The sequence below is a fragment of the Hymenobacter saemangeumensis genome (assembly GCF_039541835.1).
Lineage (GTDB): Bacteria > Bacteroidota > Bacteroidia > Cytophagales > Hymenobacteraceae > Hymenobacter > Hymenobacter saemangeumensis.
Map to the genome: position 1 here is coordinate 56,341 of NZ_BAABGZ010000075.1, position 12,692 is coordinate 69,032.

The window sequence follows — 12,692 nt, forward strand, 5'->3', positions numbered from 1 at the left end:
GTTTGCAGGTTCCATAAGTGCAGCGTTAAATGGTGGAGGCCCGATTGATGACCCGCGAAGGCACCGGCAGCACCAGCACCCGTGCCCCGTTCAGCTCCCGCAGCGTTACCTCCAGGTAGCCCCGGTCGGTCGCCGCGTACAGCGGAATGGCGTAGGTCAGGTAACCGGTGGTGCGGCCCGAAACCACTTGATTGGCCAAGCCCCCCGAGGGAGCTAGTGGGCGGCGCGCTTCATTCTTTTTCTTGGCCAGAAACTTCTTTTGGGCGTTTTCGACCAACTGGAAGTCGGTAAAATCGACGTTGTAGTCAATGGCCGAGTGGTTGATGACCTTGAAGCGCAGGTAAGTGAAGTCTTTGTCGTTGCGCACGTTGGCCAGTGACAGCACCAAGTCGTTGTCGACCACGGCCACGGCCTGATGCTCTTCTTTGGTCTTGCGCAGCTTGCTCAGCTTGCCTTCGACAGCAGCTTTCTTTTCCCGTTCCTTGTCTAGGGCAAGCTCATTATCCGGAGCCGAGCCCGCAGTTGCACCGGGACTGCCGCTTACGCCCAGAGCCCCGTCTTTTTGGAAGTCGTAGAGCTGCAGCACAGGCCGGTTCACGTACACGAGCCTGCCCATCCAGTACTTGCTACCAAAGCGAATAAGCATAGGCGTGGGCGGCGCGGACTTGCGCCTGGCCCGCACAAACACGGCGTTGGCTTCAATTTTAACGAGGTAGTTGTTCGCCATGCCCACGTCCACCAGCGAGACGGGACCGCTAAAAACCAGGTAGGTGGTGGAGCTATCCGAGACGGCCACATCCAGCAATGCCGGCGCGGCGTGCATTGCCGAAGAAGCCGGCCGCAGCAGGGCCGCAGACGGTTGAGCAGACGCGGCCGAGGCCAGCAGCACCGGCAGGCTCAGGGCCAGCAGAAGTTTAGTTAACATAGGAATACGCTTTGGGAGGGAAAAGACTTATTTGCCCGGCGCTGCCGGCAAGGCCGGGGCCGGTTGAGTAGTTGGCGCATCGCCGTCGGGCGCCACGGCACCCGCGCTGCGCTGCGCTTCGAGCAGTGCCCGCTGCCGGTCCGCTTCTTGCTCTTTCAGGGCCTGCAGTTCTTCCCGGGATACTTGGGGGTTGTAGGGGATGTAGTCGAAGTTGGTGATGAGCAGCCCGTAGGGGTTGGCATCCGAGCGGTTGGTTTCCGTCAGGTTGAACTTGGCCGCCAGCGGCAGTGGCTCCTTTTGTTCGCCCCCGATGAAAATGCGCTGCTTGATATATACCCGGCCCGACCAGGGTCGGTGGTTCATGTCAATGCTCACGCTGTCCACGGTCACGACGTTGCGGGCGGCGTAGCGCTCGTAGTTCTGCAGCACCTGCCCGCGGGTGAAGCCGTCATAGATGCGCCGGCCGCCGCGCCCCTCAATTAAGGGCAGGGCCGCGTCCAGGTTGGCCTTGTAAGTGTACTGGTCGTGGCCGAACATGGTCTGCATGAAGTTGCGCACCAGGTTGCGGGCTTCGTAGGCCGTATGCGTTTCGGTAGTGGGCGCGGAGAGCGCGGCCACCGAACCGGTCTGGCCGACCACGTACACGCGGCGGCCGCTGTTTTCATAGGCGCGGTACACCAGGAAGCCCGCAGCCAGGGCAACGAGCAGCAGGGCCAGCACACTCCCCATCGCGAGGTTGCGCATGGTGGAGAAAGAGGTACTTAGGTTTTTGGCAGAATCCATGGGAATTGCTTTTAAGTCAACAGAAGGGTTAAGAGGATGGGATTTTCTTCCCCACAGCCCCTAGTTGGACAGGCTCAAATACACTTGCTTGTTCTGGTAAGGGTACACCAGCAGCCGTTGCGCATTGTCCCGGTCGAGGTAGGTATAGAGCACCCCTTGCACCGTGACTGGCTCACCCGGTCGGACCGGCACAACCTTGCTGCCCACACTCATTTCCGAGATGTGGAAGCGCATCAGTGAGTCTTTCGGCGTCTGCAGGACCAGCAAGGCTGATTTGGGCTTGGTTTCCACGTAGCCTGTGGGTTTCCAGCGCAGCACCGCCTCGAAAGGAATCTTGTAGCCGGGTCCCACTTTGGGGTAACCAGGCTTGATGCCAATACGCCACATCGGCGGTAGGCCGATGGTGATGGGTTGCATTCCCCGTCCTTTCACGGAAACCAGTTCCAGGTAGCCTTCTTCGGGCAACAGCTGCTGCACGCCGGCGCGCACATCGACTGCCGTTGCCGACCTCGCCGGGGGCAGGGCATACGCCGCTTTTTGAGCCGCCATGCGGGCCTGCTCGGCGGGGCTTTCGGCGTGCGCTTCCAAGGTGTCGGCCAGAGCCGCGTTGGCTTTTTCCTCTTTGGATTGACAGGAAGCAGCCAGGCCCAGAGTGAGCAGGGCGAGGTAGCAGGGAGAGTAGTTCATATAGAAAGGGATGATTAGGATGTCCACAGCCCAGAGGGCCGCTGGCGGTAAGAAGGATTCAGCGCATCTGACATCGTAATGGAGGGCAGACCCGCCGATGCCGAACTGCCCCCACTGGAAGCCGGCGCGGCAGCACCTGAGCCGCTACCGCCGTTATCGTTGCCGGAGCCGCCACTGCCCGAGCTGCTGCGGCCGCTGCCCATGGCACGGCCAATGGCGCCGGAGACGCCGTGGCCCCCACCGGCCATGCCAGCCGACACGCCGGCTCCTGCCGCCGCTGCCGAAGCGGCCATGCCGACCACCGAGCCTACAAATCCCTGAGCGGCTGACGAGCCGATGAAGAGGCTCGTCAGGTAAGGCACCATGAGGTAGAGCATGATGAAGGCCACCGACACTATCAGCTGACGGGTATCCGACTCGGCCGCTACCGGCGCGGTGAAGACCCCACCGAAAGTGGTATTGGACGCCGTGTAGAAGGTGTAGAGCAGGTCGAGCAGTGCAAACGAGAGGCCCCAGAGCTGCACTGCGATGAAGTTTTGCAGCCACTTTATTGCGAGCTGACCGAAGGCAGGTACCACGGACAAGCACAAGGAGATGGGGCCGCAGACGAACAGGAATCCAAGAATGAATTGCTGGATAAACTGCATGATTTGCCGAATCAGCAAGACCACCTCTCCAGTGATGAGCTGCAGCAGGATATTGGTCAGGCTGAAGGAGGTGATGGTTTTCAGCAGGTTTGTTATTTCCTGAACTCCTTGCTCGACCACCGTTTTCTGAGACAGCGTTTCCGAGGTGCTGATGGTGGCGCCTAGCGCCGATGCAGCCGTGGAGCCATCAGGCGTCGCGAACAGGCGGGTGAAGCCGGCAATGCCCATGCTGAGCGTATCAATCAGCTCCTTGTAGAAGAAAAGCAGAAAGAATATCCACACCGCCTTCAGGATAGGCCCCCAGTCCATCGACAGCCCGTGGCCCGAGATAAAGCCGCGCCCGATGGTGTAGAGCAAGGCAATGAGCATGAACGTGGGGGTGATGTAGCGGCAGGCGCGCAGCACAATTTGCAGGGTCTGGTCACAGGCGCTCAGAAACCCCGGGTCGGCCCCGTAGGCGACCATTAGGTAAAAGCCGCTCATTTGGCCAGCGCGCTCGTGCGCGCCTGTTTATCTTCCACAAACTGGTCGACGGCGTAGTCCAGGCGCTGCACCTTGACGGGCTCGTACTGCGGGGTGCCGTCGGCATCCAGCTTCAGCCGGCCGCTTTTGTCGAGCACCGGCTTCAGGTTGGTCTGTTGGTAGAACTTAACCAGCTTGTTGAGGTGGTTGCGCTCCACCGGCTTCGACGTCAGGATGGCATCGAGCTGCGGGGAGGCCTCCAGGGCGAAGACCTTGCCCTTGGCGCCCTGCTTGATGAAGAACTCGCGCAGCGCTTCCGTCGAGCGCACCGACTTAATCAAATCCATCTCGTGGCCCGTCAGGCCGAGCGGGGCCTGCAGCTGGGCCAGGGAGTCGGGGTTGACGTGGCGCAGGATAATCTTGGTGGCCGAGTTGTTGATGATGGCCGGCCCGATTTTGCTGCTGGTAATCTCGGTGATGCCCTGGGTGATGATGGTGACCGAGCCGTTGGTTTTGCGGATGGTGCGGTACATGGACTCGATAAATTCCGAGAGCACGCCCGAGAGCATGGTCCAGGCCTCGTCCAGGGCGATGTACTTGATGTCGTCGGGAAACTTGCGGAACAGGTCCAAGCTCAGCTCGGTGATGAGCATGGCCACCACCGGATAGAGGTCGGGGTCGGCCTGCACCTTGGCCAGGTCAAAGCAGATGAGCCGGTACTCCGACAAGTCCACGTCGCGCTTGGCGTTGAGTACCCGCTCGTAGCGGCCGCCGGTGATGTACTGGCCCAGCACCAGGAAGAACTGGTGCATGTCGATGTACTTCAGGTTCTTCTGGTACTGGCGGCGGGCCCCGTCCAGCGGGTCGGGCTCCACCCCGTCACCGGCCTGGGCCACGGGCTTCTGCATTTCCTGGTCGTAGCCTTCCACGAAGCGGTAGAAGCTTTCCATGCCGGGAAACTCCTCGTCCTTCTGGTTCAGGCGCGGGCTCTCGTTCAGGCAGGCGTAGTATTCGATAAGAAACCGGCTCAGGATGGTGCGCTCGGATTTATCGAGCCCCGTATCCTTGCCGCCCTTCCACAGGGCCGCGAGCAGGGCCAGGTGAAAGTTGGTTTTCTCGTCGTTGTAGAGCCACTTGCCCGAAGCGTCGCGCGGCACGACGAAGGGGTTGAACTCGATGGGCCGCTGCGGGTCGTACTCGAAGTAGGTGTTGTCGAAGCCTTCGCCGTTAAGCGACTGCAGCACGTTGCGGTAGGTGCCGCCCACGTCCATGATAATCTGGCGGGCACCCTTCTCGAAGCGCTGCACAATCAGGTTGCCGAAGGTGTAGCTCTTGCCCGAGCCGGAGGGGCCGATGACAATGGCGTTCTGGTTGTCCAGGGCCGTGTTGAACAGGTTCACCTGCACCAGGTTGCGGAACCGGTCGGTGAGGTACTCCCCTACCGGGTCGGTTTTGTAGGTGGCCGTCCAGTGGGTGTAGCAGGTGCCGCGGTCGGCGGTGCTCGTCAGCCAGCGGTCCGGCACCTGCCAGGCGTTGCCGGGCAGCAGGCCGAAGAACACGGGCAGGGCCAGGTAGCTCTCGACCACGCTTTCCGTGCCGAACATGTAGCGGAAAGCCGCCGTGGCTTTTTCGACGTTCTCCCGGCGGCTGTTGTCATTCGTGTCCCAGAGCAGCAGCGACAGGTGCAGGCCCACAATCTGCTTGTTTTCGGCCCGCACCTCAGCCGTGAACTCCTCGACTTCGGCCGCACGCAGCGCATTGTCTTGCGTGGAGAGAAACGAGAGGGAAGCGTTGAGCTTGCGGTCCGTATCCAGGCTGCTTAGCTCAGCGCGAGTATTCTGAATGAGCAGGGCCTGGGTGAGCACGTGCGGGCACTGCAGGACGTGGGTGAGCGGGTAGAGCATCGGCGCCGTCACCCCGTAGCTGTTCTTAACTGCAGCGTGGGCCTCGCTGCCCTGGCCTACCATCGAGAGGATGTTGACCTTGTGCTCGCCGACACTAAGGGTGCCCAGGTCATTGCCAATCTCGCGCTCCTGCCGGGTGGGCTGCCCGTCGAAGTTGAGGTTGAAGTACTGCAGGTAGAGCTGGTGAATCTCGCGGCTGCTAAGGCGCTCAAACGCCACGCCACCCAGGTTCTTGATGCCTTGGGTAAATTCCACTGCGCTGGCTTCGGCCACTTCCAGCGTGTGCACGAGCTGCGCGAACGGATTTTTGATAATGGCCTCGCCGGCACGGGCTACCAGGGCATTCACGGCGTTGGTCCGCGTCGTTTTCGCATCAACCGCGGCGAAGGAGAGGAACAGGTACGACTTCTGGAACAGCACCAGCCGCTCGAAGAAGTGCTTGTTCATTTTGCCCTCGAAGTAGGTCTGTTGGGTTTTGTCCTCGCGGTAGGGGCGGTCGTAGTAGACGTCGGTTTTCTGCACGATGGTGCCCACCGGCAGCGGCCGCAGCACGCCCACCAGCGCGGTCTGGAAGGCCTCGTAGTCTTCGACCGTCCAGCTTTCCATTTCAGCTGGTTCAATCACAAAGCCCACGGCAACGCGGCCGTCCTTGAAGACCACCTTGTCTTCTTCAAAGGAGTGCACAGGCATCACGGCGTTAAACGCGGTTGTTTTTGGAGTTTTTGCCATGAGCAGGAAGGGGAATGGGCCCCACCGCCAGGCGGCGGGGCTGAATGAAGGTGTAGGAGAGCCATCCCATCAGGAAGCCGGGTGCTTGCGTCCGGGTCAGGTAGCGCAAGCCTAGGAGGAGCCCGATTTCCAGGAGAATGACCACCAGATAGACCATGCGCGGAATCTTGACCGCCATGCCCAGAAAGCCGAGCAGCAGCACCGAGCCGATGAACAAGCCCACCAGTAGGCCCAGGTCCTGCAGGTTCATGCCCAGCACCTGCGCGGGCCGCTCGATGGATTTATAGGAGCGCATGGGACCCGCTTAGTTGGTCAAGCCTCCGCCTTCGCTGCCTCCTACGGCGCTTACCAGGTCATCTTTGAAGAGCTGGAAGCCAAACCAGAGCAATACGCCGCCCACTAGCCAGCCGAGGGAGCCCAAGGCATCGGGTGAACCCTGCACAAACTTCATGACCACGCGAATCAGGCCAATAATCAGGATGATGGCGAAGATGACCTGCACAATGCCAATCACCTTTTCCTTGACCTGGGTGAGGGCTGCTTCGGCGCTTTGAGCCCGGGCCGCGCCGGTGGAAAGAGCCAGCACCGTGAGCAGCGCATAGCCGCGCTGCTCCAGCTTCGAAGGTTGGTAAGCTTGGCCGGCTATCGCCAGGCCAGTGGCCAGATTCAGGGGTTTTTTAAACATAAGAATGAGGGAAAGGGGAATGGAAATGGGGCGCTTATCTCCTCAAAAAGCAGGGTGAATAATGCGCATAGAAAAAGCTTGAAATTGCGGTTAGCCAGGCGCCGTGGCTTCGGTTATGAGGGCTGCCAGGGCCGCTTTCTGCCCCTCGGTGCCGGTGCGTAAAGCCGCCCGGGCGCGCTTTTTTAGTTCTACTTCAGCCTTGCGGTTTGCTTCGTCATTTTTGGTGCCCGTAGCTTCCGTCAAAGGGTTCGTGTAAAGTGCTTGGGGCACCGTATCGACTTCCGCCGCGGCAGCTGGCGCTTGTGCCGTGGGCGCTGCTTCAGTCGTGGCCAGCTTCTTCCCCACTGCCGCCGTATCTGCGCCGAGCAGGTCCAGCACATTGACTCTTGCGCCAGGAGCATGCCGGGAGGACATCAGAGGAGCCGGGACAGCATCTGCTTGTGGCGCGGCATCCGGCTTCTCGACCAGCGCGGAGTCATGTACGAGCGGTGCTTTTTCGCTCGTACCAGCTGCTTCCGCTTGAGCAGCCAGTTCCGTATTTGCTCTCTCTGCTTCTATCCGCGAATCCTCGGCGGGCATCAACTTTGACAGCGGGTTGGCAGCCGCTTGCGGGGGTGTCGTGGAAAAAGGCTCCCGCTGGGGAAGAACTGTTGCTGGGCCATAATGAAAAGACCACACTGACTTATGATTGCGAGGGGCCACGATAACGGCACTCCGCGCCTTGCCCTTGAATTGCCACCAGACTAAACCGGAGACTATTCCCAGTAAAATGAGGGCAAGCGCAACGAAAAGGGCCATTTTCATATGAGCCCTGCTTACGATTGGTGTTCTGAAAGAGTTCTGAAATATTTCTAAAACGATTCTTATTAAATTCTGTAAAACTTCTGAATGGTTTCTGCGTTAGCATTGGTCCACGCCATTCTGGCTGGTTATCTCCACGGAGTTACCGCCAGAGCGGGGGGTATCATTGTGGGTTTTGTGTTCAGCTATTTGCAGCGGTTGGCTGCAATTCGTGTCTTTGTGGATTATTCTCCGTTTCAATCCACTCACGCACTTCTTCACCCCTCACAAAGCCACCACCCACATGGTACCATCCCCCCACATCTCGGCCCCCCTGGGCTTCCCCGACCTAACCCTTTCCGTTCCTTATGCCGACGTTTTACGCTATGCCCAGTTTCGCTTATTAATGCTGCCCAAAGGGGAGCTTAAATCCTTCTGCGAGCAGCACGAGCTTCCCTACACCAGCATCGTAGGGCTTAAAAACAGCTCCCTCAAACGCGAGGAACCCCGCCTGCTCCAACGCCTGCTCCGCCACCTTGACGTGGCCACCGAGCTAATCAGGATTCCTCCCAATAGCGTGAGCCCACGCTTTCTGTTTCCCAGCCAGGAGGCCCTGACCACTTTCCAAAAACAGTTAAAGTGCTTTGACAGTGGCACCCCTCCCCTGCCCGGCGCCGAGAACGCCGCCGGCCATGCGGCAGCCCCCACCCCATAACCACGACCGGATAGATTTCTAGGTAGCGAAGCGGTTCACCCACCGCTTCCCTTTCTCGCCCGGAGCTACTGGTCATCAACGACCAGCCGTAAGCTCCCTGCGATGAATGACCGTACCCGAGAAAATGACCCTACCGAGCTTGACCGGTTCAAGCGCGATATTGACTTAGTGGACTACGCCCAGCGCCAAGGCTACCAGGTAAAGAAGGAAGGCAAGCGCGGCGATTGGCACCAACTCGAAAAGGACGGGGAAGTGCTCATCGTCACCCGTAAAGAGGACCACCAGGTATACCTGAACACCGGCGACGACCGCGACAAGGGCAGCGTCATTGATTTTGCAAAAACCCGGGGCGGCGCTGGCCACGGCCTGAATTTGGGGCAGGTCCGGCAGCAGCTACGCGAGTACCTGAATGACGGGCCTGCCCCAACTCGCATTTATGCGGCTCCGGTCGACGTGAGCCGGCTCAACGCCCTGCCCGTGGGCGACCCCGAGCATGAGCGCCAGCAGCAGGAAGAACGCAAAACGCGGCTGATTGCCGAGGTGCTGGGCGTCAACAAGGAATTAACCGACCGCACGTACCTGCACAGCCGGGGTATTACCGATAGCACGATTGACAGCCCGGCCTTTCAGGGCCGCATCTTCACGTCGCAGCAAAACGAGCACCGGAATACCGCCTTCCCGCTCTATAACGAGCAAGGCTTGGCCAGTGTCGAGCAGAAAAACGAGCACTATAAAAACCTGCTGCCGCTGCCTAAAAACGGTATTTGGGTATCGCACCCCACGCTGGGTAAGGATACCCCAGTTGAGCGGGTAGTCGTCTCCGAGTCGGCCATTGACTCCCTATCGCATTACCAGCTCAAGCACGAGCAGGACGCGAAAAACACCCTTTACATTGCGACCAGCGGCACCCCCACCGAGGCCCAGATAGCCTTGATTCAGCGGGTGATTGACAAGCAGGAGCCGCGGGAAATCGTGCTGGCCAACGACCGCGACGCGGGTGGGCGACAGTTCAACATGAACTACATGAACGAGCTGCACCCGGCCCGGCCTTTAATTCCCGTAGCCGAGCAGGAAGCCTACAAAGAAGCCAGCCGGCCGGTGGAGTGGCATGCGACGTCGGATAAGTACCACACGGCGTTGAAAGTGAGCTACCACCACGACAGCGCCGAAACCGGCGCCGCCCAGGTGCAGCAGCTCACCGAGCGGGTAGCCCGAATAAATGGCACTGGGGAAGCCGGCCCTACCATTGAGCTGGAGGTACAGCGCAGCACCGAGCGGGAAACCGTTCTTCGCTTGTCGGTGGCAAAGGCCGACACCGCCCAGCTCGAAGTAATCAGCCAGGAGCTTTACCGCCAGCGGGAGCAGCTGCGGCCCGAGCAGGAGCGCGGCCAGGAGACCTTCATTCGCGTCGACTATCCGCAGGCCAAGGACTGGAACCGGGACCTGGAGCTAACAGCCCAGGGCATGAGCGCAGACCAAATCCGCGCCCAATCCCTACTCGATGAGCAGCAGCGCGCCGCCGAGCGGGAGCAGCGCCGGCAGGAGAGCCAGCAGGAGCAGCAGCGCCAGGCCGAGTACGCCCGCTCTGCCGCGATGGAACGCGACGAGCAGGAAACCCGCCGCCAATACGACGCGAATCAAAAGCAGCGCGGGCGGGACAGCACCCCGGAGACGCAGCAAGTGCGCCAGGGGGAGGACAATCGGATTACCCAGGCCGTGGTGGGTGCGGCGGCAGCTGATACGAGCAGCCCCGACGACGGGCGTCCTTTTCGCTCTTACCGCAACGAGCAGGAGGCCGCTGAACACACCGCGCAGTTTGTGCACGCCAAGGATGCCGGCTTGGTGTTGCTCAAGGAGTACATCAACGACAATCCCCCTCTTACTGGCCGCAAAGTTGACGAAGCCGAGCAGGAAGAGCTTCGCGGGCGGTCCCGCTACGAAGCGTCCGTGGCCGCTAGCAACGTGTCCACCGGCCAGCCCGCAGAAGAGAAAACCGCGACCTGGAAGATTGACGAAGTTGCTCCCAATACGACCGGCCGCGCCGAGGCGTGGAAGGAAATCCTGGATAACTCCGGCTATTCCATGCGCACGAGCGAAGTGCGGAGCACCGTCGATGAACAGGGTATCCGTCGGGCTGAATTCGATATGACCTACCGGAACGACCAGCCGGATATTGCCATCATTCACGCCATCGTCACCAACACCAACGCCCGCGCCGAGGCGGGCAATGAAAAGTATGCCGGGGTGCGGGTTGTAGAGGGCGAGCCCGACCGTGCTGCTCGTCAGGCTGCGGCCGAAGCAGCTCCCATTCAGCCCCATAATCGGGACCGTAGCCTAGATGTTGCTGACAAGCCCAGCGCCGAGTCCAGCACCGGCTTCCAGGGCAGCGAAAAGCAGGTTATCATCAAAGTGGATGAGCCCGCAATCACCCCGGGTGAGCGGGGGCAAGCCGAGGCAGTGCAAGCCGCCATCATTGGCAGCGGGGCCCAAGCCGGCGACATTCAAAGCACCACCGACGCCGATGGTACCCGGCATTCGGAGATGAGAGTTTCCTACCGCACCGACCAGCCGGAAATCGGCCGTGTCAGCCACACGTTAGATGCCGTGGAAGGGCAAGCCGGTAACCAGGTTCTCGAGCATAGCAGCGACCGCGCCGAGCGGCGTGAGTTGGGCCTGAATTACCAACAGTCTCTGGCGACCCGCTCCGAAGAGATTACGCGGTAAGTAGCCACTGAGCTAGTCGTTGAAAAAGCCGTTCCCTTGAGGGAGCGGCTTTTTCGTTTGCTCCCCGCTTCATCAGGGACGGAAAGTGCAGTAAGCATGGCAAAAGAAGCTGGCCAAATCCTTGATTTTACCGGAAAGCGTGACCGGGTTGTATCGAGTCCCCATTCCCATGTGCCCTTTTTACCCCTTTCAAGACAGGTTTTCAACGGTGTTCGAGTAGGTAAAAAGCATATGTTGTTGAATGTGAGTAGTTAGTGTTTTTTAACATCAAAGAAACGGTCCAGCAGGCTTTCCCAACTTTACTTCCAGAAAGACGCTCTGAATGCTCCAGACGTGGAGCCTTGCAAAAAAGGGTTTCTCTCAAAAAAAAACCCTTCGCATAGCTAGGGGCGATGATTTGCCACTTTCGTCCTACTCCTCCGAGCTGGCAGATGGTAGATTTTTCCAAACCATGACAGTGCACGCTACTACAATAGTAAAAGCCCCTCCCTTTGATGAAACAGAAAGTACGCTCCTTACCCCCTAATCAGCCCGCAAAAAAGGCGGGTGAGTTCCCCCTGCCAGCGCGAACCTTAACGGAGCACTCCCCCGCGTCGGTTACCCCAGTTACAACCGCGGCTTTACCGCAAACCCCCTCCTCCCCCACCCTGATGAGCAAGAAGATGCTTTTTCTCCTAACCACCGTTTTCACCCTCCTGGCCGGTGGGTTCTACATGACCTACCGCGGCGTGCAGCTGTATCATGAGTGGACGCGTCCCCAAGTGCCAACGGCTACCTCGGCTACGGCCCTCTCGCAACCCGGCAAACAGGTGACAACTTTCAGTTTCACCGTCAGTCGGGAGGTGGTGGCCCCCCCTGTTCCGACTTCCTTTCCCCACCGCCCGCCACGTCGCCGGAAATAGTGCAGCTTTGCGCTCTTTTCAGCAGTATCACTTTTGCCTTAACCCTCGACGAGCAAATGCTTGGATTTCTAAGACTCGCCTATTACAAACGGTACAAGCCGGAGGTGCTGAGTACGGCTTATCACGAAGCAGGCCATGGGATTGTCGCCGCCTTATTCGCTCAAGAGCTTGAGCTTGTAAAGCTGACCGTCAATAGGAAGGCCCTCAAACGTGAAAACCGGGCGTACAACGGTGCTCTTCATGTTTCTTTTTTCACAAAGCCCTTGGATACCGACTTTGAAGCAGGCGACCACTTAACGTTGATTGCCTTGGCCGGCACCTGCTCCCGGACGTTGTACACGCGGGGCCAGGAGGCGGTGTATGACGGCATCACCAACATGACCTTCTATGTAAACCGGGATGCCATGGACAGGACCGGCGCCCACGAGGACTGGTCTATTGCGTCCTTGCAGAGCACCAGAACCCAGGGCTACATCAATGCTCCGAAAGATGTAATCCTTAACAGCGGGGTACGTTGGGTATTTAACTACCTGATGCAGCCGGATGTATGGAGAGCCACGGAAAGACTCGCCGAAGAAATTATCCGTCGACCTGGTTTGACCTTAAGTAACAATCAAATTTCTCGTTTTCTGAATAAAATCGGCTTCACCAGCTATCTGGCACAGCATAGCAAGGGACTACTATCCATGCGTTACCCGTTAAGTGTAAATAGCCTGGTTCTTTGAGCGGCGCGGCTGCAAAACAGCGTG

General features: G+C 59.3%; 12 protein-coding genes. 4 read left to right on the forward strand and 8 right to left on the reverse strand.

Annotated elements, in window-relative coordinates; all coding sequences use genetic code 11:
- Positions 1-25: 25 nt before the first annotated feature.
- The 8 genes from ABD919_RS18755 to ABD919_RS18790 all read right to left on the reverse strand — a co-directional run bounded on the left by ABD919_RS18755 (position 26) and on the right by ABD919_RS18790 (position 7,626).
- Positions 26-925 (reverse strand): DUF4138 domain-containing protein, encoded by a 900-nt coding sequence (locus tag ABD919_RS18755; RefSeq protein ID WP_345237591.1) that lies wholly within the window; start codon positions 923-925, stop codon positions 26-28.
- A 27-nt stretch (positions 926-952) separates the two neighbouring features.
- Positions 953-1,708: a conjugal transfer protein TraK gene (locus ABD919_RS18760; protein WP_345237592.1), complete on the reverse strand. Its 756-nt coding sequence runs from the start codon at positions 1,706-1,708 to the stop codon at positions 953-955.
- Between the two features lie 60 nt (positions 1,709-1,768).
- Complete coding sequence (locus ABD919_RS18765) at positions 1,769-2,395, reverse strand: hypothetical protein (protein WP_345237593.1); 627 nt, start codon at positions 2,393-2,395, stop codon at positions 1,769-1,771.
- Between the two features lie 14 nt (positions 2,396-2,409).
- On the reverse strand, positions 2,410-3,525 hold the full coding sequence (locus ABD919_RS18770) for a hypothetical protein (protein WP_345237594.1): 1,116 nt from the start codon (positions 3,523-3,525) through the stop codon (positions 2,410-2,412).
- Positions 3,522-6,137, reverse strand: coding sequence for a VirB4 family type IV secretion system protein (locus ABD919_RS18775; protein ID WP_345237595.1), 2,616 nt, complete (start codon positions 6,135-6,137; stop codon positions 3,522-3,524). Before ABD919_RS18775 ends, ABD919_RS18770 begins: the two co-directional genes overlap by 4 nt.
- The gene (locus ABD919_RS18780) at positions 6,106-6,432 is read right to left on the reverse strand and encodes a hypothetical protein (protein WP_345237596.1); all 327 of its coding nucleotides are present in this window, start codon (positions 6,430-6,432) and stop codon (positions 6,106-6,108) included. Before ABD919_RS18780 ends, ABD919_RS18775 begins: the two co-directional genes overlap by 32 nt.
- Before the next feature lie 9 nt (positions 6,433-6,441).
- Positions 6,442-6,822: a hypothetical protein gene (locus tag ABD919_RS18785; RefSeq protein ID WP_345237597.1), complete on the reverse strand. Its 381-nt coding sequence runs from the start codon at positions 6,820-6,822 to the stop codon at positions 6,442-6,444.
- Between the two features lie 90 nt (positions 6,823-6,912).
- Entirely contained in the window at positions 6,913-7,626 is a 714-nt protein-coding gene (locus ABD919_RS18790; RefSeq protein ID WP_345237598.1) for a hypothetical protein, read from the reverse strand.
- Between the two features lie 280 nt (positions 7,627-7,906).
- On the opposite strand from ABD919_RS18790, the gene ABD919_RS18795 reads away from it, so the two are divergent.
- The 4 genes from ABD919_RS18795 to ABD919_RS18810 all read left to right on the forward strand — a co-directional run bounded on the left by ABD919_RS18795 (position 7,907) and on the right by ABD919_RS18810 (position 12,668).
- Positions 7,907-8,317, forward strand: a complete 411-nt coding sequence (locus tag ABD919_RS18795; protein WP_345237599.1) for a hypothetical protein — start codon at positions 7,907-7,909, stop codon at positions 8,315-8,317.
- A gap of 102 nt (positions 8,318-8,419) precedes the next feature.
- Positions 8,420-11,041 (forward strand): toprim domain-containing protein, encoded by a 2,622-nt coding sequence (locus tag ABD919_RS18800; RefSeq protein WP_345237600.1) that lies wholly within the window; start codon positions 8,420-8,422, stop codon positions 11,039-11,041.
- Positions 11,042-11,691: 650 nt separating this feature from the next.
- Positions 11,692-11,943: a hypothetical protein gene (locus ABD919_RS18805; RefSeq protein WP_345237601.1), complete on the forward strand. Its 252-nt coding sequence runs from the start codon at positions 11,692-11,694 to the stop codon at positions 11,941-11,943.
- Positions 11,944-11,999: 56 nt separating this feature from the next.
- The gene (locus ABD919_RS18810; protein ID WP_345237602.1) at positions 12,000-12,668 is read left to right on the forward strand and encodes a hypothetical protein; all 669 of its coding nucleotides are present in this window, start codon (positions 12,000-12,002) and stop codon (positions 12,666-12,668) included.
- Positions 12,669-12,692 lie beyond the last annotated feature (24 nt).